The sequence below is a fragment of the Pseudolactococcus chungangensis CAU 28 = DSM 22330 genome (genome assembly GCF_002441885.1).
GTDB lineage: Bacteria > Bacillota > Bacilli > Lactobacillales > Streptococcaceae > Pseudolactococcus > Pseudolactococcus chungangensis.
Window position 1 is genome coordinate 107,303 of sequence record NZ_JXJT01000002.1, and the last position, 24,602, is coordinate 131,904.

General features: G+C 39.5%; 23 protein-coding genes. 20 read left to right on the forward strand and 3 right to left on the reverse strand.

Features of this window, described 5'->3' with window-relative positions:
- The first annotated feature begins 155 nt into the window (after positions 1-155).
- The 13 genes from RR45_RS01850 to RR45_RS11495 all read left to right on the forward strand — a co-directional run bounded on the left by RR45_RS01850 (position 156) and on the right by RR45_RS11495 (position 14,435).
- Positions 156-851, forward strand: a complete 696-nt coding sequence (locus tag RR45_RS01850; protein ID WP_031366543.1) for a phosphoglycerate mutase — start codon at positions 156-158, stop codon at positions 849-851.
- A 512-nt stretch (positions 852-1,363) separates the two neighbouring features.
- Positions 1,364-2,251, forward strand: a complete 888-nt coding sequence (locus RR45_RS01855; RefSeq protein ID WP_031366544.1) for a hypothetical protein — start codon at positions 1,364-1,366, stop codon at positions 2,249-2,251.
- A 180-nt stretch (positions 2,252-2,431) separates the two neighbouring features.
- Complete coding sequence (locus RR45_RS01860) at positions 2,432-3,142, forward strand: sortase domain-containing protein (RefSeq protein ID WP_143188714.1); 711 nt, start codon at positions 2,432-2,434, stop codon at positions 3,140-3,142.
- A gap of 84 nt (positions 3,143-3,226) precedes the next feature.
- Positions 3,227-5,341, forward strand: a complete 2,115-nt coding sequence (locus RR45_RS01865; protein WP_031366546.1) for a penicillin-binding transpeptidase domain-containing protein — start codon at positions 3,227-3,229, stop codon at positions 5,339-5,341.
- Between the two features lie 24 nt (positions 5,342-5,365).
- The gene (gene recR, locus RR45_RS01870; protein ID WP_031366547.1) at positions 5,366-5,965 is read left to right on the forward strand and encodes a recombination mediator RecR; all 600 of its coding nucleotides are present in this window, start codon (positions 5,366-5,368) and stop codon (positions 5,963-5,965) included.
- Positions 5,966-6,307: 342 nt separating this feature from the next.
- Positions 6,308-7,357, forward strand: a complete 1,050-nt coding sequence (locus tag RR45_RS01875) for a D-alanine--D-alanine ligase (protein ID WP_031366548.1) — start codon at positions 6,308-6,310, stop codon at positions 7,355-7,357.
- A gap of 56 nt (positions 7,358-7,413) precedes the next feature.
- Entirely contained in the window at positions 7,414-8,145 is a 732-nt protein-coding gene (locus tag RR45_RS01880; protein WP_031366549.1) for a MurR/RpiR family transcriptional regulator, read from the forward strand.
- A gap of 277 nt (positions 8,146-8,422) precedes the next feature.
- On the forward strand, positions 8,423-9,721 hold the full coding sequence (locus RR45_RS01885) for a PTS sugar transporter subunit IIC (RefSeq protein WP_031366550.1): 1,299 nt from the start codon (positions 8,423-8,425) through the stop codon (positions 9,719-9,721).
- Between the two features lie 89 nt (positions 9,722-9,810).
- Positions 9,811-11,235 (forward strand): 6-phospho-beta-glucosidase, encoded by a 1,425-nt coding sequence (locus RR45_RS01890; protein ID WP_031366551.1) that lies wholly within the window; start codon positions 9,811-9,813, stop codon positions 11,233-11,235.
- 10 nt (positions 11,236-11,245) lie between these two features.
- Positions 11,246-11,869, forward strand: coding sequence for a YehR family lipoprotein (locus tag RR45_RS01895; RefSeq protein ID WP_244148280.1), 624 nt, complete (start codon positions 11,246-11,248; stop codon positions 11,867-11,869).
- 172 nt (positions 11,870-12,041) lie between these two features.
- Positions 12,042-12,509 (forward strand): YehR family lipoprotein, encoded by a 468-nt coding sequence (locus tag RR45_RS01900; protein WP_072353450.1) that lies wholly within the window; start codon positions 12,042-12,044, stop codon positions 12,507-12,509.
- 180 nt (positions 12,510-12,689) lie between these two features.
- Entirely contained in the window at positions 12,690-14,045 is a 1,356-nt protein-coding gene (locus RR45_RS01905) for a UDP-N-acetylmuramoyl-tripeptide--D-alanyl-D-alanine ligase (RefSeq protein WP_031366554.1), read from the forward strand.
- A 258-nt stretch (positions 14,046-14,303) separates the two neighbouring features.
- On the forward strand, positions 14,304-14,435 hold the full coding sequence (locus RR45_RS11495) for a hypothetical protein (protein WP_279625289.1): 132 nt from the start codon (positions 14,304-14,306) through the stop codon (positions 14,433-14,435).
- A 142-nt stretch (positions 14,436-14,577) separates the two neighbouring features.
- Here RR45_RS11495 and RR45_RS01915 read toward each other — a convergent pair whose 3' ends face one another.
- The 3 genes from RR45_RS01915 to apf form a co-directional block, all read right to left on the reverse strand.
- A complete protein-coding gene (locus tag RR45_RS01915) occupies positions 14,578-15,258 on the reverse strand; it encodes a DUF1129 domain-containing protein (protein WP_031366555.1) in 681 nt (226 codons plus the stop codon).
- Positions 15,259-15,261: 3 nt separating this feature from the next.
- The gene (locus tag RR45_RS01920; protein WP_084463403.1) at positions 15,262-15,618 is read right to left on the reverse strand and encodes a PadR family transcriptional regulator; all 357 of its coding nucleotides are present in this window, start codon (positions 15,616-15,618) and stop codon (positions 15,262-15,264) included.
- A gap of 107 nt (positions 15,619-15,725) precedes the next feature.
- Positions 15,726-16,346, reverse strand: coding sequence for an aggregation-promoting factor (gene apf, locus RR45_RS01925; protein ID WP_072353451.1), 621 nt, complete (start codon positions 16,344-16,346; stop codon positions 15,726-15,728).
- A 206-nt stretch (positions 16,347-16,552) separates the two neighbouring features.
- On the opposite strand from apf, the gene RR45_RS01930 reads away from it, so the two are divergent.
- The 7 genes from RR45_RS01930 to RR45_RS01955 all read left to right on the forward strand — a co-directional run bounded on the left by RR45_RS01930 (position 16,553) and on the right by RR45_RS01955 (position 24,589).
- Positions 16,553-18,109, forward strand: coding sequence for a peptide chain release factor 3 (locus RR45_RS01930; protein ID WP_031366558.1), 1,557 nt, complete (start codon positions 16,553-16,555; stop codon positions 18,107-18,109).
- 443 nt (positions 18,110-18,552) lie between these two features.
- Positions 18,553-20,106 (forward strand): degradosome RNA helicase CshA, encoded by a 1,554-nt coding sequence (cshA, locus tag RR45_RS01935; RefSeq protein ID WP_031366559.1) that lies wholly within the window; start codon positions 18,553-18,555, stop codon positions 20,104-20,106.
- Between the two features lie 170 nt (positions 20,107-20,276).
- A complete protein-coding gene (gene era / locus RR45_RS01940) occupies positions 20,277-21,176 on the forward strand; it encodes a GTPase Era (RefSeq protein ID WP_031366560.1) in 900 nt (299 codons plus the stop codon).
- A gap of 15 nt (positions 21,177-21,191) precedes the next feature.
- Positions 21,192-22,820 carry a putative polysaccharide biosynthesis protein gene (locus tag RR45_RS01945; protein ID WP_031366561.1) on the forward strand — a complete coding sequence of 543 codons (1,629 nt, stop codon included), beginning with the start codon at positions 21,192-21,194 and terminating at the stop codon, positions 22,818-22,820.
- A 30-nt stretch (positions 22,821-22,850) separates the two neighbouring features.
- Entirely contained in the window at positions 22,851-22,994 is a 144-nt protein-coding gene (locus tag RR45_RS11125; RefSeq protein ID WP_003138887.1) for a hypothetical protein, read from the forward strand.
- Positions 22,991-23,590: an anaerobic ribonucleoside-triphosphate reductase activating protein gene (gene nrdG, locus RR45_RS01950; RefSeq protein ID WP_031366562.1), complete on the forward strand. Its 600-nt coding sequence runs from the start codon at positions 22,991-22,993 to the stop codon at positions 23,588-23,590. Before RR45_RS11125 ends, nrdG begins: the two co-directional genes overlap by 4 nt.
- A 117-nt stretch (positions 23,591-23,707) precedes the next feature.
- Positions 23,708-24,589, forward strand: coding sequence for a VOC family protein (locus tag RR45_RS01955; RefSeq protein WP_244148281.1), 882 nt, complete (start codon positions 23,708-23,710; stop codon positions 24,587-24,589).
- Positions 24,590-24,602 lie beyond the last annotated feature (13 nt).

The following is a 24,602-nucleotide window of genomic DNA, read 5'->3' on the forward strand; positions in this document are numbered from 1 at the left end:
AAATCAGTCAAAAATAGTGTAGAATAATAGGGTATTGTTTTAAAATCATTTGAGTTTTGCGTTTTGCAGATTGACTGATGGGCTGACGAATCGTCGTCATTTGTTGATATCATAACAAAAACAAAACTTAATATCTTACAGGAGAAATTAAAAACATGGTAAAATTAGTATTCGCACGCCACGGCTTGTCTGAATGGAACGAAAAGAACCTCTTTACTGGTTGGGCTGACGTTGATCTTGCTGAGCAAGGTGTTGCAGAAGCGAAAAAAGCTGGTGAGTTGATTAAAAAAGCTGGTATCGAATTTGATATTGCTTTCACGTCAGTTCTCAAACGTGCGATCAAAACAACTAACTATGTCCTTGAATATTCTGACCAACTTTGGGTACCAGTTGAAAAGTCTTGGCGTTTAAACGAGCGTCATTACGGTGCTTTGACAGGTCTTAACAAAGCTGATGCAGCTGTTCAATACGGTGATGATCAAGTACTTATCTGGCGTCGTTCATACAATGTGAGCCCAGATCCGATGGCTCATGATGCTGAATTTTCTTCACATGGTGACCGTCGTTATTCACACCTTGAAGATTCAATTGTACCGGATGCTGAAAACCTTGAGTTGACACTTGAACGTGCCTTGCCTTTCTGGGAAGACCAAATTGCGCCAGCACTTAAAGATGGCAAAAACGTTTTCGTTGGTGCACACGGTAACTCAATTCGTGCCCTTGTGAAACACATCAACAAAATGAGCGCTGATGAAATCTTGAAATTCGAAATTCCAAACTTCCCACCATTGGTATTCGAATTTGACGATAACTTGAATAAAACAGCTCAATATTATTTGGAAGAAAAATAAAAGAAATTAGACCACTGCTTATGTAGTGGTTTTTTCTATACCTGAAAATGATAGTAGACGTGTAACAAGTACCCTATTTTGTCATATGTATAGCGAATGAGTTCCCTATCACTTGAGACAACTCTCATCTTTCTGGCATATGATTAGCATAAAAATGAATAAAAGTATCATAAAATAAAAAAATTAGGACAAAATGCCATTTTTTTCTTTTAATAATGTATATTTTATGTTAAGATAACAAGTGTAGTGGTGCAAAGTGCATACTCATTTTTACTTGTAATCTTTAGTTGAGGGGCTTAGGAGATTAAATTGATAAGTGGTGAGGAGGGAAGTTATGTTCAGTAAGGCATGACGGCGCAATAGTTGGTGGCTTGCGAGCCGTGATGTAGGCATGACGTTTAGGAAGTAGATGTTGTAGATATATTCAAATACCTCAAAAGTTGCGTTCTGTTTTTTTAGGTACCCGAATATAATTAGCGCATTGATGATTTAAAAAAGAAAAAGAGGAACTTATGGGATTTTCAAAAAGTAAAAAAGCATTAGCAGCAGTGACAATCGCTACTGCATTGACTGGGGCAGCAGTTTTAGCGGCACCGACAGATTTTTCTGGGACACTTGTCGCACAAGCAGCGACACAAAGTATTAATTTTAGTCAAGTCGATGCAGCGCTTGCAAAGTACAACACTTTGGTTGAAGCGGATTACACAGCAACATCTTGGGCTAATTTCAATAAGTTAGTAAATTCCGAAAATATCAAGGCATTTAAGAAGATGATTTCGGAGATGAAAACCGAGACCGATGCTGAGATTGAAGAAGCTGGAAGTGGCACAATTGCTGAAGTGCAGGCTGGGATAAATAGTACAGCAGTATTTCTTAATGAAGCGATGGATACGGTTTTAGTTAAAAAATCAGAAGTCGCAAACATTAATTTAACAGGCATTAAGACAGCGCTTGGAAGATATAAAGCTTTGAAAGAATCTGATTATACACCAGCATCATGGGCAGCCTTTAAAGCGAGCTTAGTTGATCAAAACGGTGCACCATTTGATGTCAATGCTTATGAAGCAGATTTGGCTGATTTTGAATCATTGACACCAGATGAAGTCGTTTACTTTTTAAGAATCACAGGGATGACTGCTACTCAAATGCAAGAGTCACTAGACCACGATGCAGCATTAATCAATGCAAGTATTGATTTATTAGTGGCAGGCGCAACAACGCAACCTACGGCGACAGTTTCTAAAAACTTGCCGACAACATCAGCGCCTAAAGGTGCGGTGGCTAAAACAAATGCGACACCTGTCGCAAAAGCGTCAACAGTAGCACCCCTTGCGCTTTTAACTGTTAGTGCCCTTTCAATGTTGGGGTCTGTTACTTATAAAATTCGCAATGCAGACTAATCAATAGGAGGTTTAAAAACTAAGTGACAGTTCTCGGTTGCTTGGTTTTTATTGTCTCTACCATTTTATTTTATAGCATAATAATGGAAATGAAAAAGAAATGTAAAGTGGGATATAAATGTGAGACCTAAGCAGCTAGTAGAAACCATAAAAAAAGCGTCTAAAAAAACTAAAAATCGTGTGAGTACGATCGTATTAATTGTCGCTAGCTTGATGATGGTGTTAGCGATTTGGTGTCTTATTCCTGTTAATAAGGTTGAAAAATCCAAAACATCACATCCTCAAGTTGCGATTGATCGTCAGCTACTATCGGAATATTTGAAGGAAGCTAATGATTCCAAAGAACAGACCATACCGATGCAAGAAAGTATGCTTGATTTTGATGAGAGCCTAGATTTTATAGGCCAAGTCATTATTGACAAGGTTGGCTTGGATTTGCCGATTGTAAAAGGTAGAGGGAAAGAAGACGGCACCGGATTTGATAAGGCGGTATATGCTTGTACCAATAAAACAACTCAAAAATTAGGTGTGAATAATTATGTGCTATCTGCCCATAGTACCTATTTATCCGCAACAGAGTACTTCAGCCCGCTTTTAGTCAATGAAGATGGCAGTTTTGATATGAAACAGCCCATTGTATTGGAAAAACTGAAATTAAAAATCGGTGATGAGATTAAAGTTAATCAATCGGCTGAACAAATGGAATATCGATTTAAGATTACAAAACTCTTTATTGATGATGGGCAAGGTAATTTTAACACGACCTACCAGGCTATGGCGGATAAGGTTGGTCAAGCGCAACTCACTCTGTATACCTGTACTGATATTGATGGCGAGAATCGTTTGGTCATACAGGCTGACATTCTTGATAAAAGAAGTCTAAGCTCGTAACATTGAGTCAAGCAATTTGAATTGCCGACTTTTAGCAAGGTTGGCAGTTTTTTTTTAGACAAAAGTATCGTATAATGGTAAGTAATGAAATCAAAAAATAGTTCTCAAAACAATAAATCACCTAAAGTCTTAGAAAATCCTTCTAAGGCTATCTTAAAACGTATTAATGTCTTGTTTTTTCTTATATTTGCTTTATTCTTGATTTTGGTTGGTAGACTCTATCAGATGCAAATTGCTAATAAAGGCTTCTATGACAAGAAACTTGAGACATCGGGGTCTTTATCAACGGTTACTGAAGGGACAGCCCGGGGTCAAATCTATGATGCCAATGGTGTGCCTTTGGTAGCCAATCAAGCGGTACAGACGATTAATTTCACGCGTAGTAATACGATGACAGCAGAAGAAATGCGACAAGTTGCGATTAAGCTTGTCAGTGTGATTCCAGAGTCTGTCAAAACAGATACCTTGACTGAGCGTGATAAAAAGGATTTCTTCTTAGCTGATCCTGAAAATTTAGTTAAGGTTCAAGAGCGCGTACCGGCAAAAGAACGCATCAATTCTAAAACAGGCGAAAAATTGTCTGAGGGTGATCTCTATGCTAAATATGTCAAAAAAGTGACTAACGAAGAAATTGCTTATGATGCGGAGACAGAATTGGCTGCCAAACTATATAAGCGAATGAACGCTACGTCTAATTTTGCGACGACCATTATTGCGTCAGGAAATTTCACCGCTGAACAACAAGCGACCGTTGCTGAAAATGAGCGATCATTTAAAGGCGTTACAGTCGGTACGACTTGGGAGCGAGAGTATGCAGATTCGCCTTTGACCAGCATATTAGGGACTGTAACCAGTGAAAAAACAGGTATTCCGGCAGAAAGTCTGGATGACTATCTTAAAAAAGGTTATTCACGTAATGACCGTGTCGGTACTTCATACTTAGAAAAAGGCTATGAAGATGAACTTCACGGTACCAATGCTGTGAAACAAATTACGGTTGATAAAAATGGTAAAGTGACAGGTGAAAAAGTCCTGAAACAAGGCGAAAAAGGCAAAAACCTGAAATTGACCATTGATTCGAAATTCCAGCAAGGTGTCCAAGATATTTTGAAAAATAATTTTGCTGCCCTTCAAGCTGAAGGTTTTGGCGGTTATTCAGAGGGTGCTTACGCTGTGGTTATGAATCCCAGTACCGGTGCGATATATGCTCTGGGTGGCATTCAATACGACTTAAAAACAGGAGAAGTTTCAGATGATACGCTTGGTACAATTCAAAACGTCTTCACCCCAGGATCCGTAGTCAAAATGGGGACAATTTCTGCCGGTTGGCAAGCAGGTGTCTTATCTGGCAATCAGGTGCTGAATGATCAGCCTATTCAAATACAAGGGTCACAAGTGAAACAGTCTTGGTTTACTAATGGTGCATCAACGCCGATTTCGGCAGTTCAGGCATTAGAATATTCATCCAATACTTATATGATTCAGACGGCATTAGACATTTTAGGTCAGCCCTACCACCCCAATATGGCAATTTACACTTCAAAACTCGAAGATTCTTTTAAAAAATTCCGAAAAACTTATGGTGAATTTGGCTTAGGTGTTCCGACGGGCCTTGATATTCCAGGTGAGTCACCAGGTTTTAATGGGCCAGATGAAACAGCAGCCAATTACTTGGATGAAAGTTTCGGTCAATATGATAACTATACGCCTTTGCAGTTAGCCCAATATGCAGCGACCATTGCCAATGACGGTAAGCGTGTTGCCCCTCATCTTGTGGAAGGTGTCTATGATAATAATACAGATGGTTCACTTGGCGCTCTGACTCGAAAAATTGAAACCAAAACACTGAATATGGTCGACATTTCACTTGAAAATATGAGCTTGCTCCAGCAAGGCATGTACCAAGTTACGCATGGTGGTAATATGGCAACTGGTAAAGATATCATGGTTAATGCGAGTGTGAATATTAATGCGAAAACCGGAACATCCGAGACGTATAAACTCGATGCCAATGGCAATCAAATCTATCTGTCAGTGAATAATGTCGTGGCATATGCACCGTCTGAAAAACCACAAATCGCGATTGGTGTCATGGTACCTGATACGATTATCAAATCTAACGGTACAACGACGCATGCCAATCAAAACATCACACGAGATATTGTCAATCTCTATAATTCAATGTACGGTTTTAAATAAAACTTAAAAATGAAAGGCTCAAACATGGCTTATTATCCAGAACCAATTGCCAAGCTAATCGAGTCTTACGCAAAATTACCCGGTATTGGTCAAAAAACGGCAACACGTCTTGCTTTTTACACGATTGGGATGTCAGACGATGATGTCAATCAGTTTGCAGCCAATCTTTTGTCGGCTAAACGCGATCTCCACTTCTGTAGCATCTGCGGGAATCTGACGGATGCGGACCCTTGTAACATCTGCAGTGATGAATCGCGCGATCGAACGACTATTTTTGTGGTTGAGGAATCAAAGGATGTCCTTGCTATGGAAAAAATTCGGGAATATAATGGTCTCTACCATGTTCTGCATGGCACAATTAGTCCGATGAATGGTGTCAGCCCCGATGATATCAATGTTAAAACTTTAATTACGCGGTTGATGGATAGTCAGGTCGCGGAGGTGATTATTGCTACCAATGCGACAAGTGATGGTGAGGCGACTGCCATGTATTTGGCGCGCATCATTAAGCCCGCGGGGATTAAGGTGACGCGTCTGGCGCGTGGTCTTGCTGTTGGCAGTGATATTGAGTATGCTGATGAAGTCACACTCAGTAAGGCTGTCGAGAATCGGCAGGAGATTTAGAACTTGAAGAAAATGAAAGGCTCTCTCGGACGCTATGTTTGGGAGGGTATTTTAAATTTTCAATCAAGATGACTATCTATACTCACTTAATGATATAAAGCATACACTTTTGTCTGTTTTCTATCACTTTATCGTTAAAAAGTCTTGACGTATCCCTAAACGCCTTTGCTGTCTTGACTCGAATTGATAAAAATAGCTCTAAAGTTGCTTATGCCTTATATAGTGAAACAAGTATAGTTTGACAACTCGGACTGATGATAGAAACAATCCATAAATTTTATCAAATTGTACCATCGCTTTTGTGATATAATAAATTTGACTAGATTATTTCAAGGAGACAAGATGTCAAAACAAAGTTTGATTTTATTATATGGCGGTCGTAGTGCTGAGCGTGAAGTATCGGTATTATCAGCGGAGAGTGTGATGTTTGCGGTTAACTACGACAAGTTCGTGGTGAAGACGTTTTTTATCACGCAAACTGGTGAGTTTATCAAAACGCAAGTTTTCACTGAGACACCTGTTCAGGGAACGAAGCTAATGACCAACGCGACAATTGTTGCGGCCGATATCGTGTCACCTGCTAGTATCTATGAAGCAGGAGCTGTTGTTTTTCCTGTTCTTCACGGTCCTATGGGAGAAGATGGCTCCATTCAAGGTTTTCTTGAAGTGCTTAAAATGCCGTATGTTGGGCCGAATATCACTTCAGCTAGTGTGACCATGGATAAAATCATGGCGAAACACGTTTTTGAGTCGGTCGGTGTGCCACAAGTACCGTATGTTGCGTTGACGGATTTAGCTGAAATTGACGCTAAAATCGCTGAAGTGACGGCGACTTTGACCTATCCTGTCTTTGTTAAACCAGCTAATATGGGGTCATCTGTCGGTATCTCCAAAGTCGCGTCTGAATCTGATTTACGTTCTGCCATAGAAGCAGCACTAAAATTCGACAGTCGCATTCTCATCGAGCAAGGGCTTGATGCGCGCGAAATCGAGGTGGCAGTGCTTGGCAATTCTGATGTGATGACGACCTTGCCAGGCGAAGTGGTCAAAGATGTGGCGTTTTACGATTACAATGCCAAATATATTGACAATCAAATTACCATGGCAATTCCTGCCAGTATTCCTGAGGCAACCATGGTGGCAATGCGAAAATACGCGGAAATTGCCTATCGTGCAGTTGCAGGGACTGGCTTGTCACGCTGTGACTTTTTTATGACTGCTGACCAACAGATTTATCTGAATGAAATCAATGCCATTCCTGGTTTCACACAGTTTTCAATGTATCCTCTTTTGTGGGAGAACATGGGGCTGTCCTATCCAGAACTGATTGAAAAATTGGTTGACTTGGCGCTTGAAGCCTTTAACATTCGAGAGAGTAAGCTTTCGAATTAAGCGGATTTTAGACAATGTCTTATGTGTCCCTATATGAGAGAGTGAAAGGACATATCATGTTTGAAATTGAAAAAATCAAAAAATTAAATGAGACGGAATATCAAATCTACAATTTTTTGATGGCGCACGTGGCTGATGTTAGTAAGATGACGATTCGTGAATTGGCTCAAATGACGCACGTGTCAGCAGCAACCATTGTCAGATTTTGTCGACATCTGGGATTTGCGGGTTTTTCAGAACTTAAATTCCATATGATGCAGGCAAGTGAGTTTGAGCCTTCTATTGAAAGTTACTATGCTAACTTCTTAGAGCTAAATTCTTTTTTAAAAGGGTTGACAGGTATCAGATTTCAAAAAAAATTAAGCCAGGCGTGTCAAATTATTGAATCTTGTGATTACTCGGTTTTTATGGGGATTGGAACGAGTGGCGCTCTTGCTAAATATGGTTACAGATATTTTAATAATGTTGGCATTCAATCATCCGTGATTACCGACCCTTATTTTCCAATTGTTGGCAATGGTTACAAGAATGCTTGTATGATTGTTCTATCTGTTTCTGGTGAGACTGAAGAAATTATTGAGCAGTTAGCCAAACTCAAGAAAAATTGTGTCAAGATTATCTCTATCACTAATGATGAAGAAGGGACAATTTCAAAGATGTCAGATTTGAATTTTTCTTATTATATGATTGATGAATTTGCAAGTACCAAGTCAATTAAGCTAACAACACAGTTACCAGTGCTTGCTTTAATTGAGATATTGGCACATCATGTGAAAATTACTAAATAAGAAAGACTAAGCTTGTCAAAAAAGCTTAGTCTTTTTGTTTCAACTTATGAAACAAGTTTCTTTGTGGCTAAATGCTATTCCAATTTGAAAAGAGATGCTTTATACTAAAATTAAGTAAGCGCTTGCAAAAAACTTTTCTAACTAATCATAATTGAGTTTCGGCTCCTTGAGTCTATGAAAAAAGATAAAGGTACGTAGACACTGTTGTCTCTTTATGGCTTTTCCTATTTTTCATAGACTTAGAGCAGTCACCTCAATATCTTAATGGAGAATATAAATGAACGACTTTATTAACAGGACTTTGATTCCGAAAATCATGAAATTTGTTTCTACCAAACCTATGGTGGCATTTAGAAATGGTATGCTTTACACGATGCCATTTTCAATTATTGGCTCGGTTTTTTTACTACTTGCGAATATTCCGATTCCAAGTGTTGCAAAGGCGGTTGAAAATGCAGGTTTGTCAACTTACTTCAACCAGGCGTTTGGTGCGACATTTGCGGTGATGGCATTTTTTGCAACGATTGGTATTACGATGTCCTATGTGAAAGAACAAGGGATTGAGGATACTTTACCAGCTGGTATGATTTCTTTTGCTTCATTTTTACTTTTGATGAGTTCAGAAGTTGTTGAAACAAAAAGTGGTCATTTTGTAGGCAATGTAATTAACAAAGATTGGACAGGTGGCAAAGGGATGATTGTTGCCATTATCGTTGGTCTCTTTGTCGGGATTGTCTACTCTTGGTTTATCAAACATGATATTCGAATTAAGTTGCCTGATGGTGTGCCACCAAATGTTGCCAGCTCTTTTACAGCCTTGATTCCAGGTTTCGTAATTACTGTGCTGACTTTAGTTGTCTATATCATTTTTGACCAATTTCACACGACATTTTTCGATTGGATTTATAAAGTCTTACAGACACCTCTGCAAGGCATGACGACGACTTTACCTGGCATAATCTTATTAGGTGTTTTAATACCATTATTTTGGTTCTTTGGAATTCATGGTTCAACAATTGTTGGTGGTATTATGGGGCCACTCTTGACCGCAAATTCTCTTGATAATAAAGCAATTCTTGATTCGGGTAAAGCATTGACTTTAGCAAATGGTGGTAAAATTGTGACGCAACAATTTTTGGACCAATATATGACAGTAACAGGTGCAGGCATGACGATTGGCTTAGTCGTCTTTATGACTTTCTTTGCTAAATCTCAACAGTACAAGGAACTTGGTAAATTGTCTATCATTCCAGGCTTATTTAACATCAATGAGCCAGTGATTTTTGCAACACCTATTGTGATGAATCCAATTATGCTTTTACCCTTCATTTTGGCGCCACTATGTTCAGGTTTATTACTTTATTTTTCAATCTATACAGGCATTGTCCCAATGTTTGCGGGCGTTGTCGTACCGTGGACGACGCCCCCTATTATCTCAGGCTTTTTGACAAATGGTTGGCAAGCAGCAATTTTACAAGCGATATGTTTGACGATGACTTTCTTTATTTACTTACCGTTTGCTAAGAAGATGGATCAACTCACAGTCGCACAAGAAAAAGAAATAAGCGCTCAATAAACCATATGTAAACATTAAGCTAAGCGTTAAACTAAATACAACACTAAACATTGTACGATAGTACAATAGAAAAGAGACTGGAGAAAAAAATGGCTTTAAGAAATGATTTTTTATGGGGTGGAGCGGTCGCTGCACATCAACTTGAGGGTGGTTGGCAAGCAGGCGGTAAAGGTGTTTCTGTTGCGGATGTTATGACAGCTGGTGCTAATGGTGTGGCACGCCGGATTACGGATGGTGTCTTACCTGATGAAAACTATCCCAATCATGAAGCAATTGATTTTTATCATCGCTATAAAGAGGATGTAGCTTTATTTGCAGAACTTGGGCTCAAGTGTTTTAGGACTTCTATCGCTTGGACACGAATTTTTCCAAACGGTGATGAGCTAGAGCCTAATGAAGCAGGTCTGCAATTTTATGACGACTTGTTTGATGAATGTCTGAAATATGGGATTGAGCCAGTCATTACGCTGTCGCATTTTGAGATGCCTTATCACTTGGTGACTGAATATGGTGGTTGGCGGCATCGTCAACTGATAGACTTCTTTGTTCGTTTTGCGGAAACTGTCTTTAAACGCTACAAAAACAAGGTCAAGTATTGGATGACCTTCAACGAAATTAATAACCAAGCTAACTATACCGAAGATTTTGCACCGTTTACAAATTCAGGTCTTAAATTTACTGACGGTGAAGATAGAGAACCCGTTATGTATCAGGCTGCTCACTATGAGCTTGTGGCAAGTGCGAAAGCTGTCAAAATTGGTCATGACATCAATCCTGAGTTTCAAATCGGTAGTATGATTGCTATGTGTCCGATTTACCCAGCGAGCATGAATCCGCGGGACATCATGAAGGCGCAGGTTGCCATGCAACGCCGTTACTGGTTTAGTGATGTACATGCGCGCGGTCATTATCCGAGCTACCTGACGGCTTACTTCAAGCGTCGTGGTTTTAAACTCGACATCACCGAGGCTGATAAAAAAGATTTGGCAGCAGGAACAGTGGACTACATTGGCTTTTCTTACTACATGAGCTTTGCGGTGAAAGATACGGATAATGGTGCTGGCTTTGATTACGATGAGGCGAGGGAGTTGATTCGAAACCCTTATGTTGACGCAAGCGAATGGGGGTGGCAGATTGACCCGCTTGGCTTACGCTATGTGATGAACTGGTTTAACGAGCGCTATGAATTGCCACTGTTTATTGTTGAAAATGGTTTTGGTGCAGTAGATGAAATTGTCGATGGCAAGATTCATGACGACTATCGCATTGCTTATCTGCGTGCCCATATTGAACAAATGATAGATGCCGTCGAAATAGATGGTGTTGACTTACTTGGCTACACACCGTGGGGCTTTATTGATTTGATTTCTGCCGGAACTGGCGAGATGAAAAAACGCTATGGTATGATTTATGTAGATAAAGATAACGACGGTAAAGGCACATTGAATCGTAGCAAGAAAGATTCATTTGATTGGTATCAAAGAGTGATAGCAACTAATGGGAAAGTACTCTAAAACGCTTGACATGAGTCAATATTGGTTTGAAATCAATGTTGGCTTTTTGTTGTTCAAGCGACTGATTTTAAGTAAGTTAAATTTAATTCTAAATTTCTTTGTTTTATCATTTCATTGTCATAGATATGATATAATGAGTGAAGGAACTTTTGGGGAGGGATCATCTATGAAAAAGTGGGAAAAAGGATTGTTATCCGTTGCGGTAGCTGCTGGCTTAATCATTTTGACTGCCTGTAGTCTTGTTGCAAAAGAACAAAAAGTGAGACTAGAAAAAGAAGAGAACGGTGTCAAAATTATTCTGACCTATTATGCTAAGGGCGATAAAGTGATGAAGCAAACGTTTGAAAATATTATTCCTTATAGTGAAATAGGGGTTAAGACTGCTGATGAGGCAAAAGAACAACTGGAAGAGGTTGCTAAGTCTTATAATCAGCTCAAAGGCGTCAGAGACCAATTGGTTTACGGTGAAGATTCTGTCACAGAAAAAGTCGTGGTTGATTATAGGGTTGTAGACAAGGTAAATGCAATGAAACTGACAGCTATGATGGCTGATGAAGGCAACTTGTCTAAAGGTGTTAGTCTGAAAAGCAGTATTAAATTATTAAAAGAACAGGGATTTAAAGAGGAGAAGTAAACCTTTAACATTATCGATAATAAGCCATGAGCTAGTGTTGTAAAAAATCAATACTAGCTTTTTAATATAATTGACAGGATAAAAGCTTAAAGTTATAATCAAAATACTATTTTTATAAATAATTTGTAATAAATTATGATATAATAAGTTATAAATTTAGGAGGAAGTATGGATGAAAAGAATTAAAAAAGGATTGCTATCTGTGATAGTTATCGTTGGTGCTCTTGTTTTGACAGCTTGTAGTTTGTCAGCTAAAGAACAAAAAGTAAGCTATGAAAAAGAAGAAAATGGTATTAAAATCGTCTTGACTTACTATGCTAAGGGGGACAAGGTGACAAAACAGACATCTGAAAATACGATTCCCTATAGTGCGCTAGGCGTTAAGTCAGCAGACGAAGCAAAAGAACGTTTAAAAGATGTTCTCAAGTCTTATAATGATGTCAAGGGTGTTAAAGATGAGCTGACCTATGGTGAAGATGCTGTCACTGAAAAAGTCGAGATTAACTACACTGTGGTTGATATGAAAAAAGCTAAGAAATTAGTAGGTGTATCAACTGATGGTGGAGATATTTCAAAAGGTGTTAGTCTTAAAAACAGTATTAAATTATTAAAAGACCAAGGTTACAAAGAAAAGAAATAAGTTTGTTAGACAATCGTGAGCAGTCAATCATGCCTTGGGTTATTCCCCACTGCGTGAGCTGCTCATTTTTAATTTCAAGAGTCAATTGTACCTACTTGTGATTGATGACATGATAAATGTCGAGTAATCTCGGCATTTTTTTGATAAAATAAAAGATATGAAAAAGAATCAGGTGTACTTATGAATTTAACCTTACATGAAGTAGCAGACGCTGTCAAGGCACAAAACGATGTCTTAAAATATGAGGATCAGGTGCTTGGCAATATCGAGTTTGACAGTCGGCTCATCAAGCCTGGCGACATTTTCTTGCCCTTAAAGGGTGCGCGTGATGGCCATGACTTCATCCCGACGGCTTTTGAAAATGGTGCTCTTGTCACATTTTCAGAGCAAAAAGTGGCTTTTCCTCACATTTTAGTCGAAAATACGGAGCAGGCTTTTCAAGACTTAGCTAGCTATTACTTGGATAAAACAGCGGTTGATGTCATCGCCATCACCGGCAGCAACGGAAAAACGACGACCAAGGATATGATTGCACAGATACTTGCGACGACTTACAAGACCTACAAAACGCAAGGTAACTATAACAACGAAATTGGGTTACCCTACACCGTCCTCCATATGCCTGATGATACTGAAAAACTAGTGCTTGAAATGGGTCAGGACCACATGGGCGATATTCATCTGCTGTCCACCCTTGCGAAACCAAAACTTGCGGTCATCACGCTGATCGGCGAAAGTCACCTCGAATTTTTCGGCACCCGCGAGAAAATCGCTGAAGGCAAGATGCAGATTATCGACGGACTGGTCCATGGCGGTGAACTCATTGCTCCAGCAGATAAAATTATCAACGCCTATTTACCTAACAATCAGAAAATCACACGGTTTGGTGCAGACGCGGATATTCACCTGACAGCCCTTTATGAGCATAAAGACCACCTGAGCTTTACCGTTAATTTCTTAGATGAAGATTTGACAATTCCAGTTCCTGGGAAATTTAATGCGACTAATGCCATGGTTGCAGCTTATGTCGGTACTTTAGAAGGTGTTTCGCCACAACATATCAAGAAAGCTCTGGCGAATCTTAACCTGACTAAAAATCGTGTTGAGTGGCTTAAAGCAAGTAACGGGGCGGATATTTTGTCAGATGTCTACAATGCCAACCCGACAGCTATGAGATTGATTTTAGAAACTTTTCAAACCATTGCAGGTAATCCTGATGGTAGAAAAATTGCTGTTTTGGCAGATATGAAGGAGTTGGGCGAGCAGACCGCACAATTACATGCTGAGATGATGACTGCACTTAATCCAGAAAAACTAGATTTACTTTATCTTTACGGGGAAAATATGTTATCTTTAGCACAGCTCGCTCAGGAGATTTTTCCACCTGAAACAGTTAAATATTTCCGAAAAGATGACGAAAAAGATGAACATGATAAGCTGTCTCAAGCCTTACTTAATGAGCTAAAACCAGCTGATCAAGTCTTGCTTAAAGGCAGTCATTCTATGCGTTTAACAGAAATTGTCAATCAATTGTAATCTAAGCTCTTTTGGAATAAAAAAATAAAGATAAGCAGATGAAAACGCTTTATGAAAAGGTGTTATCGTCTCTTTTTGTCTGTCAAAAATAACGATTCAGATGTATTTGTTCGACAAATTGTTCGAAAAATATTAAAAGAAATAGTTAAAAAAGGGGACCCAAAAGACAAAAGTATTAAATAACAGAGAAATAGTCAACTATCAGACAATTATCTTTGATACTTAGATTGCAAAAAATATTGAGGAGTATTCATTTTCATGAAAAAAGGATTGACCCGTGGTCTCGTTGCAGCATTGGCAGCTTGTGGTAGTAAATCTTCTGATAAAAAATCAAAAAATAAGACAAGTGACGATTTGAAAATGTCGTTTGTCCCTAATGCAAGTGAATGAAGATTTACAGTTTGAAGTTATATCGTCAGAAAAAGTAGACAAAAAACGCCAGAACGGCGTTTTTTTGTTAAATATGTTTGTTATGCTTTAACTAATGCCACGATAGGATATTTGCTGACAAAATATTAGGATGACAGGACGATTATTTGCTACTTTTACGAATTGTTAAAATGGTGATGATCATCATGCTTATCAGGTAAAGTACTACGGCAATCAGTTGGCAGTCACTCAACAACATCGGAACTTGAAAACTCAGCCAGTGAATAGGATTTTTAAATAGAAAGACGATGAGATAGAGTGTGATAAAGGATAAGCAAGATAGGATAATTATTTTAAAAAAATCTTTAGCAAATGCGGTAAAACTGATGGTTTTAAAAACAAAATAGATTAACAAAGCAATAAGCATAGGTGTCAAAACTGTAGATAAAATTGAAAAATAAGCATGGTTAACACCATCAAAACTGCGTATACTGATACTTGATAGAAAGGCAACAAAGAGAAAAGTGATACCAGACAGCAACAGATTATCTTTGATGACATCGCTAACTTTTTTATTAGGAATGGCAGCTAGAATTTCTTGACTTGCCTTTTTAGGCTGATGACCGAAAAAGTCTTCAGCTGACAGACCATCTTGTTCAGCTTGGGCAAAATCATTGATGATTTCATTTAGTTTAAGGCCAAGTGCTGTTTCATCTTTAAAAATATTGCCCCCATACATTGAAAACATCAAATTTCTAACAAAGGCTTGATTTTCTTTGCTTAAACTATTTAGGACGGTAATTGTATCGGTTTTTAATTGCTTTATATATGGTTGATAGGTCATTTTCTACCTCAAACTTTCAAAAATGTTAATATATGTGGCAAATCTTGAAATAAAATCTGCTTGTGCTAATTTTCCCTCTGCTGATAAAGCATAATATTTGCGGCTTGGACCTTCGTCAGATTTTCGGATTTCTGTTATGACCCAATCGTTTTTCTCAAACTTAGTAAGTATCGGATAAATTGTCCCCATAGACACATCGTCAACTCCGATATCAGCGAATTTCTGTGAAATTTCGTAACCGTACAGGTCAACAGATTGTCCGATAATCATGAGTAGAAAACCCTCAACAATGCCTTTTCGAAGTTGACTTTCATTGATATAGTTGATAATGACCACTTCCTTTACTATGATGTCTAACATAATCGTAACAAAAAAAATACTATTATGCAATACATAATAGTAGATGACACAACAAAAAAAAGCGCCCTCAAACGCTTTTACTAATTAAGTTTTCAATTCTTGTTCAATCAATACCAACCATTGACAAGATGGAACTGCCAAGCAGCCTCCCATGAACCATAGCGTCCAGCGACATAAGCGTCTGCGACACGTTCCTGGTTAGCTGGCGAGAAGTCACCACCGAGATAAGACGATGTCAGTTGGTAACGGCCGTAGTATTGCCCGTTTTGCGCCGTGTAAGAGCCCCCAGATTCGGTCATGGCGATGGCCTCTTTGGCTGAGTTTGCGGTAAAACCGTTGCTGGTTGAAATGCTTACTGCAGGTTGTGTAACAGCTGCGACTGGGGTAGCTGCAGGTGAGCTAGTCGCTGTACTTGTAGTAGCGGATGCTTTACTATCTGCCTTAGCATTTGTATCGAATTTGAGTTCTTGTCCGACGTATATCAGGCTGATGTTGTTTATTTTGTTAGCTGCAGCAATCGTTTGGATATGCGTTTGGTCATGATAGAATTTTTCTGCAATGCTTGAAAGTGTATCACCGGATTGAACGGTGTAAGTGATTTGGTCAGCGCTAGCTGATTGGTTTGTCACGAATAGGCTGCTAGTAAAAAGTAAGCCAGCTAGAAGTGCTACTGCTTTAATCGACAGTTTTGCTGGTGTGTTGTGTGTGTTGCTGTTATAAGTTTTCATGTTCTTTATTCTATCAGATAATTTTAGCCTTAATATGATAGATGCGTGAATTTTTAATGACGAATATGACAATTTATTACAAAAGGACTTTTAGAAATGTGCTATAATAGTAATAATTGAGTAAAAATTGAGGTAACTATTATGTTGTAAACTAGATGTCAAGTTAGACATGACAAGAGTTGATATACATACTTAAAGGAAGAATCATGACATTAGAAACAGATATTAAACGTAGACGCACTTTTGCTATCATCAGTCACCCGGATGCTGGTAAAACGACAATTACTGAGCAGTTGCTCTATTTTGGTGGTGAAATTCGTGAGGCGGGAACTGTTAAAGGTAAGAAAACAGGTCATTTCGCCAAATCTGACTGGATGGATATTGAAAAACAACGGGGTATTTCGGTGACCTCATCTGTCATGCAGTTTGACTATGCTGGCAAGCGCGTCAACATTCTAGACACACCAGGACATGAGGACTTTTCAGAAGATACTTACCGGACTCTGATGGCGGTAGATGCAGCAGTCATGGTGATTGACAGTGCCAAGGGTATTGAGGCACAAACCAAAAAACTTTTCCAAGTTGTCAAACAACGAGGCATTCCAGTCTTTACCTTTATCAATAAACTTGACCGTGACGGTCGTGAACCACTTGATTTGTTGGCGGAACTTGAAGATGTCTTGGGCATTCTCTCAACGCCGATGAACTGGCCAATCGGTATGGGTAAAAACTTTGAAGGTCTTTATGACATGACCAACAAACGGTTGGAACTTTATCGTGGGGACACGCGCTTTGTTGATTTTGAACAGGGTGACCAAGTATTTGCGCAAAATCCATTCTATCAGCAGGCAAAAGAAGATATTGAGCTGATGACTGAGGCGGGCAATCCTTTCGATGCTGAAGAAGTGCTACGTGGCGAATTGACCCCCGTCTTCTTTGGTTCAGCCTTGACTAATTTTGGCGTGCAGACTTTCCTAGATGCCTTTTTAGCTTACGCACCAGAGCCGCAAGGGCACAAGACAACAACTGATGAGATCATATTGCCTACGATCCCAGAGTTTTCAGGTTTCGTTTTTAAAATTCAAGCCAACATGGACCCGCGCCATCGTGACCGCATTGCCTTTGTCCGGATTATTTCAGGTGAGTTTGAGCGGGGCATGTCGGTCAAGCTGGCACGGACTGGTAAAGCGGTTAAGCTGAGTAATGTGACGCAGTTTATGGCGGAGGCCCGTGAGAACGTGGAAAATGCCGTGGCAGGTGACATTATCGGGGTTTATGATACAGGTACTTACCAGGTTGGCGATACGCTGACAACGGGCGCGCTCAAGGTAGAATTTGAGCCACTGCCAACGTTTACACCGGAACTTTTCATGAAAGTTTCAGCTAAAAATGTCATGAAACAAAAATCTTTCCATAAAGGAATTGAGCAGTTGGTACAAGAGGGCGCAATTCAACTTTATAAAAATTACCAGACAGGTGAGTATATGCTGGGTGCTGTCGGTCAACTTCAGTTTGAGGTGTTCCAACATCGCATGGTGGGTGAGTACAATGCCGAAGTCATCATGACACCAATGGGGAAAAAGACCGTGCGTTGGATTAAACCAGAAGATTTGGATGAACGCATGTCTAGCTCACGTAATATTTTGGCTAAAGACCGCTTCGATAATCCTTTGTTCTTGTTTGAAAATCAATTTGCAGAACGCTGGTTTGCGGATAAATATCCAGATGTAGTCTTGAGTGATACACCATTTGTTGAGAGATAGTCAATAAATGAAATGTCGATGCTTTGCGTCGGCATTTTTTTGCACAATTTGTAACCAATAATAGAAGAAAATTCTTTATCTGTCGAATCATATTGAATATCTTATTTATCCTGAAAACGTATTCTTGAGTTCATCCCTATCATTTACTTCAAAATTGTGCTATACTGATTAAGTTGTCCAATTGGGGCAACCGTCACCCAATGGAGTATTTGGATTGATAGACAACGTTTGAATTTAGACTGATAAAGTCTTAAGTTATCTATTGTATTTAGCGTTTTGAGCTTGTTTGCTTGAAATGCAGACAAGTTTTTATATATTGATAGTTGTGGTTGTCTCATTTTGAAGGCATCACGAACTATCGAAGATGTGACACACTTGCATCTTCACACAGAAAACTAGAAAAAATAACCGAAAACTCCACTTCTATATGAATGGAGAAACACTTGAAATTTACAGAACTCGGATTGTCAGAAGACATCCTATCAGCCATCGTTAAAGCTGGCTACGAAACACCAACACCAATTCAGGAACAAACAATCATGCTCGCCCTTGATGGCAAAGATGTGATTGGTCAAGCCCAAACAGGTACCGGTAAAACAGCTGCCTTTGGTCTACCAACCTTGAACAAAATCGACGTTAACGGTGGATTGCAAGCAATTGTGATTGCACCGACACGTGAATTAGCAGTACAATCACAAGAAGAACTTTTCCGCTTTGGACGTGATAAAGGGGTCAAAGTACGTTCAGTTTTTGGTGGTGCAAGCATTGATAAGCAAATCAAAGCGCTTAAATCTGGTGCACATGTCGTTGTCGGCACACCAGGTCGTATGGTTGACTTGATCAAACGTCGTGCCTTGCAACTTGGCGACATCGAAACATTGATTCTTGATGAAGCAGATGAAATGTTGAATATGGGCTTTATTGATGACCTTGAATTCATCATCAAAGCGACACCAGCTGAACGCCAAACACTCTTGTTCTCAGCGACAATGCCTGATGCTATCAAGAAAATCGGCGTGAAATTCATGAAAGACCCACAACACGTTAAAATCGTTTCGAAAGAAATGACATCTGACTTGATTGATCAATACTATGTTAAAACAAAAGAATTCGAGAAATTCGATGTCTTGACACGTTTGATTGATGTGCAAAAACCTGAGTTGGCAATTGTTTTTGGTCGGACGAAACGTCGTGTTGATGAAATCACACGTGGTTTGAAATTACTCGGCTACCGTGCTGAGGGGATTCATGGCGACTTGGCACAACAAAAACGTTTGGCTGTCTTGCGCGATTTCAAAAATGATAACCTTGACGTTCTAGTTGCAACTGACGTTGCGGCACGTGGGTTGGATATCTCTGGTGTAACTCACGTTTATAACTACGATATCACACAAGACCAAGAATCATATGTTCACCGTATCGGCCGTACTGGTCGTGCTGGTAAATCTGGTTTGTCAATCACTTTCGTGTCTAACAATGAAATGGGTTACTTACGTGCGATTGAACGTTTGACTAAGAAAGAAATGAAAGGCATGAAGCCACCAACACGCGAAGAAGCTTACCAAGCTAGCCTCGCTGTTGCTTTCGATGAAATCAAACGTGATTTAACTGATCCAAAAATTTCAGCTAAATTAGATAAATTTGATCAAGATGCTGAAAACTTACTTGCTGAATACGATGCGAAACTTTTAGTTTCACTCTTGTTGCAAGCCAAAGTTAATGATCCTGATACACGTCCTAAAGTAGAAATCGCTGCTGAAAAACCATTACCATTTAACGGTGAAGGTGGTAAAGGCGGCAGCCGTGGTGGCAATCGTGGCCGTGGTCGTAATGATCGTCGTGGTGGCGGTGGTTACAACCGTGACAAACGTGGTGGTGGTCGTGACCGTGATGACCGCAACAAAAAAGATTACTACAAAAAAGATAAACAAAAAGTTCATCCTAAAGCGACTGAAAAGAAACCTGGTTTCGTGATTCGTAATAAAGGTGATAAATAAGACGAGTGTGAAGTAACTCACGTCATAAAATTGAAAAGTCGGCAACGGCTTTTTATGTTATAATAAAATAAGTCTGTCCAATCTTGGATAGTTAGTAAAAATAAATTCAGTCGTTGACAAATATACGCAGTCAAGTATATGTCAAGATTACCTCAAAAGAAAGAAAAAATATGACATTTAAATCAGGATTCGTTTCCATCATCGGTCGCCCTAACGTTGGGAAATCAACTTTACTTAACCACGTCATGGGGCAAAAAATTGCCATCATGAGTGATAAGGCACAAACGACACGTAATAAAATACAAGGCATTTATACAACAGAAAATGAACAAATTGTTTTCATTGATACGCCTGGCATTCACAAACCACACAATGCTTTGGGTGATTATATGGTTGAGTCTGCCTATTCAACTTTGCGTGAAGTGGATACTGTTTTATTCATGGTGCCAGCTGACGAGCCGCGTGGTAAGGGTGATAATATGATTATTGAGCGCTTGAAGCAAGCCAATGTGCCTGTTATTTTGGTGGTCAATAAAATTGATAAAGTGCATCCAGACCAACTTTTGGCACAAATCGATGATTTCCGTACACAAATGGACTTTAAAGAAGTTGTGCCGATTTCTGCTCTTGAAGGGAATAATACAGAAAAACTTCTTGAAATTCTGAAAAGTAATCTCGAAGAAGGCTTTAAATACTTCCCAGATGATATGATTACGGATCACCCTGAGCGTTTTCTGGTTGGGGAGATGATTCGTGAAAAAGTCTTGATTTTGACACGTGAAGAGGTGCCGCATTCAATCGCTGTTACTGTTGACTCAATGAAACGCGATGAGGATACAGGGAAAATCCATATCATGGCGACGATTTATGTTGAACGCAAGAGTCAAAAAGGGATTATTCTCGGTAAAGGTGGCGACATGATTCGTAAGGTCGGTAAAATGGCAAGACGTGATATTGAAGTCATGCTAGGCGATAAAGTTTACCTCGAAACTTGGGTAAAAATTAAGTCTAACTGGCGCGACAAAAAAATTGATATCCAAGCAATGGGTTATCGTAAGGATGATTTTTAAGGGTGGCTATCTAAAATGGAAAATGCAGAGTTCATAGAAGAAGAGATTTCTAACTCAGAAAATCATCAGAATAAAATGCTAGCGGGTACTTTTTGGATGACGGCTGGTGATTTTCTGTCGAAAATCTTAGGTGCTGTTTATATTATTCCTTGGTATGCGTGGATGGGCAGTCATGGTGACCAGGCGAATGCGCTGTTTTCCATGGGCTATAATGTCTACGCTCTCTTCCTTTTGATTTCGACGGCTGGTATTCCAGTTGCCATTTCTCGGGAAGTGGCGAAGTATAACGCGCTAGGGGACAGGAATATGTCTTATCGTTTGGTGCGTCAAATGTTGGCTTTCATGGTGATTTTAGGGGCGTTTTTTGCTGGAATGATGTACCTGCTTGCACCGTTTTTTGCGGCACTATCAGGTGGTGGCAAGGATTTAATTCCGGTCATGAAGAGTTTGTCCTTGGCCGTCCTTGTTTTTCCGGCGATGTCAGTCATTCGGGGTTATTTCCAAGGGTTGAGCAATATGAAACCCTATGCACTCAGTCAGTTGTTTGAACAGATTGTTCGTGTCATCTGGATGTTAGTGACAGCCTTTACTATCATGAAACTTGGTTCAGGTGATTGGGTAGCAGCGGTAACGCAGTCAACAACTGCCGCCTTTATCGGGATGATTGCAAGTTCTGTTGTTTTGATTTTATCTTTGATGAAACAAGGCGACATTGCAAATATTGCTAATCCTGGGCCGTCTAAACATCAGATTAATGCGGTGAGTCTACTCACGCAAACCTTGACGCAGGCGATTCCGTTTATCGTGATTGGTTCTGCGATTCAAATCTTTAAACTAATTGACCAAACGACTTTCCCACACGTGATGCGGATGATTGCTAACTATACAGATGCTCAGTTGGCGATTTTCTTCTCTTACTTTTCTGCCAATACAGATAAATTGACCATGGTTTTGATTGGTGTGGCAACGACTCTGGGTGGTGTGAGTATTCCTTTAGTCACCTCAGCCTATGTCAAGGGTGACAAAAAAGAGACAGCGCATCTAATTAGCTACAGTCTCCAACTGTTTGCTATTTTTATGCTACCAGCAGTTGTGGGGATGAGTATCCTCGCGCGCGACATCTACACGATTTTCTATGTGTCGCCAAGCCAACTCCAGCTCAATTTGTTTGTTTTTGCTTTTCTACAGAGTTTCCTTCTTGCAAGCTATGCCTTGTTATCACCGATGCTACAAGCCTTGCACCATAGTCGTATTGCGATGCGGTACTTTGGTTTGACGCTCGTCATCAAGTTGGTGATTCAAGTACCGGCAATCTTGCTTTACGAGGCTTACGGCCCTATGATTGCAACGACAATTGCTTTTGGTGTCGGGGTTTACCTTTTCTTGCGCAAAGTGCAGCAAGTCTCTGAATTTTCGGTCAAGGTGACGTTCCGTGGGTTCTTAGGCATTGCGACGATGACCTTTATCATGGCTGTTGTCGTGAGCCTGGTGAAATGGCTACTACCTGACCATGTTCTGCTGGAAACAGTTGTATCGGGTGGCTTTGGATTCGCTGTTTACTTAGTCATGGCAGCGAAACTAGGGTATTTAGAAAAACTATTCGGTACAAAAGGCACAGCTATCCGACGGAAATTGCACATTTAAGATGAGTATAAGTTAGTATGAGGTAATAAAATGGGTAAATATCAATTAGACAATAAAGGACAGCAAAGTGTCCAAAAATTTCATGAAAAAAATATCGGAAAATCCGATAAGCAATTGAAACTTGAAGCGATTAAAGCACAGTATCTCAATAAGAAGAAATCAGGCAAAAAATGAACAATCCCAAACCACAAGAATGGCGAGCTGAAGAGTTATCTCAAGGTTATATTGCAGATTATAAACCGCTCAATTTTGTTGACGGCGAGGGTGTACGCAATAGCCTCTATGTGAGTGGCTGTCCTTTTCATTGTGAGGGGTGCTATAATGAGGCGACTTGGAACTTTAGATTTGGTGTCCCTTATACGCCTGAGTTGGAAGAGCGCATCATGGCAGACATGGCTCTATCTTATGTACAAGGGTTGACCTTGCTTGGTGGCGAGCCATTCCTTAACACTGGCACGGTTTTACCGCTTGTGAAAAGAATCAAGTCTGAGTTACCTAACAAGGATATCTGGTCATGGACTGGCTATACTTGGGACGAACTCATGTTAGAAACGCCAGACAAACTCGAGTTGTTAGCCAATATTGACATCTTAGTTGACGGTCGTTTTGACCTTTCTAAGAAAAATCTCTTGTTACAATTCCGTGGTTCAAGTAATCAGCGAATTATTGATGTTCAAAAATCTCTGAAAGCAGGAGAAGTCGTCATCTGGGAAAAACTCAATGATGGCAAACAGGTCGTAGAACAGTTTCATAAAGAAAAATTAATCTAAAGTGCTACGGCGCTTTTTTTGATGTTTTAAAGATTGGAAATGTAAGTTACTTTACTTGTTTATCAAGATAAAACTCGTTATAATAACTTTAAGTTTACAAGTGTAGACAAAACAATCATGATTTATAGAAAAGAGATGACCATGTATCCATATCAATCAAATATCAGATTGGGCGCAGTTAGCCTGAATGTTAATGATTTAGAGGCTGAAGTTCAATATTATCAAAAAGTTTTGGGATTAGATGTTTTAGATAGAGATAGTACAAGTGCTACACTAGGTGTTTTATCTACTCAAGATGCTTTAGTTCGCCTTGTGCAAATTGATTCAGAGTCACCAAAGGCTTATGGTTTATATCATTTGGCCTTGCTTTTACCGTCTCGCTCAGATTTAGGTGATTTTCTTAATCACTTAATCAAGCATCAAATAGCAATTATTGGTGGTGCTAATCATGGCTACAGTGAGGCTATTTATTTAGAAGATACAGAAGGTAATGGCATTGAGGTCTATCATGATAAAAGTGAATCTGTTTGGGATAAGCAAGGTGATAAAATCAATTCAATTACTGAGGAATTAGATGTCGCTGGCGTACTTGAGAGTGCGCATCAGCAGAATCAAAATAGTGCATTTCGCTTTCCTGAAAAAGGTAAAATGGGTCATATTCATTTGAGCGTTGCGTCAGTACCAGAGGCTACTAGTTTTTACCAGAACGTATTTGACATGACTGAAAAATTTGCGGTGCCAGCTGCGAGTTGGATTTCATCAGGGGGGTATCATCATCATTTTGCTTTCAATAGTTGGGCAGGGTCAAATCTAGTCAGCCATGCACAAAATGGGGTGTTGGGATTACTGGACTTTACAGTATATGTGACGAATCCACTCTATATGGCGCAAATTAAAACAAAGGCGGAAAGTCTAGGTCAACTACGTACTAAGATGGATACAGGACTAGTGATTGAAGACCCCTCCCAAAATCGAATTGTCATCAAATTAGAAAATTAATTGCTTGTGCTGT

Coding starts and splice junctions, on each gene's coding strand:
- RR45_RS01850 (WP_031366543.1), top strand. CDS start 156: ATGGTAAAATTAGTATTCGCACGCCACGGCTTGTCTGAATGGAACGAA.
- RR45_RS01855 (WP_031366544.1), top strand. CDS start 1,364: ATGGGATTTTCAAAAAGTAAAAAAGCATTAGCAGCAGTGACAATCGCT.
- RR45_RS01865 (WP_031366546.1), top strand. CDS start 3,227: ATGAAATCAAAAAATAGTTCTCAAAACAATAAATCACCTAAAGTCTTA.
- recR (WP_031366547.1), top strand. CDS start 5,366: ATGGCTTATTATCCAGAACCAATTGCCAAGCTAATCGAGTCTTACGCA.
- RR45_RS01875 (WP_031366548.1), top strand. CDS start 6,308: ATGTCAAAACAAAGTTTGATTTTATTATATGGCGGTCGTAGTGCTGAG.
- RR45_RS01880 (WP_031366549.1), top strand. CDS start 7,414: ATGTTTGAAATTGAAAAAATCAAAAAATTAAATGAGACGGAATATCAA.
- RR45_RS01885 (WP_031366550.1), top strand. CDS start 8,423: ATGAACGACTTTATTAACAGGACTTTGATTCCGAAAATCATGAAATTT.
- RR45_RS01890 (WP_031366551.1), top strand. CDS start 9,811: ATGGCTTTAAGAAATGATTTTTTATGGGGTGGAGCGGTCGCTGCACAT.
- RR45_RS01895 (WP_244148280.1), top strand. CDS start 11,246: ATGAGTCAATATTGGTTTGAAATCAATGTTGGCTTTTTGTTGTTCAAG.
- RR45_RS01900 (WP_072353450.1), top strand. CDS start 12,042: ATGAAAAGAATTAAAAAAGGATTGCTATCTGTGATAGTTATCGTTGGT.
- RR45_RS01905 (WP_031366554.1), top strand. CDS start 12,690: ATGAATTTAACCTTACATGAAGTAGCAGACGCTGTCAAGGCACAAAAC.
- RR45_RS11495 (WP_279625289.1), top strand. CDS start 14,304: ATGAAAAAAGGATTGACCCGTGGTCTCGTTGCAGCATTGGCAGCTTGT.
- RR45_RS01915 (WP_031366555.1), bottom strand. CDS start 15,258: ATGACCTATCAACCATATATAAAGCAATTAAAAACCGATACAATTACC.
- RR45_RS01920 (WP_084463403.1), bottom strand. CDS start 15,618: ATGTTAGACATCATAGTAAAGGAAGTGGTCATTATCAACTATATCAAT.
- apf (WP_072353451.1), bottom strand. CDS start 16,346: ATGAAAACTTATAACAGCAACACACACAACACACCAGCAAAACTGTCG.
- RR45_RS01930 (WP_031366558.1), top strand. CDS start 16,553: ATGACATTAGAAACAGATATTAAACGTAGACGCACTTTTGCTATCATC.
- era (WP_031366560.1), top strand. CDS start 20,277: ATGACATTTAAATCAGGATTCGTTTCCATCATCGGTCGCCCTAACGTT.
- RR45_RS01945 (WP_031366561.1), top strand. CDS start 21,192: ATGGAAAATGCAGAGTTCATAGAAGAAGAGATTTCTAACTCAGAAAAT.
- RR45_RS11125 (WP_003138887.1), top strand. CDS start 22,851: ATGGGTAAATATCAATTAGACAATAAAGGACAGCAAAGTGTCCAAAAA.
- nrdG (WP_031366562.1), top strand. CDS start 22,991: ATGAACAATCCCAAACCACAAGAATGGCGAGCTGAAGAGTTATCTCAA.
- RR45_RS01955 (WP_244148281.1), top strand. CDS start 23,708: ATGATTTATAGAAAAGAGATGACCATGTATCCATATCAATCAAATATC.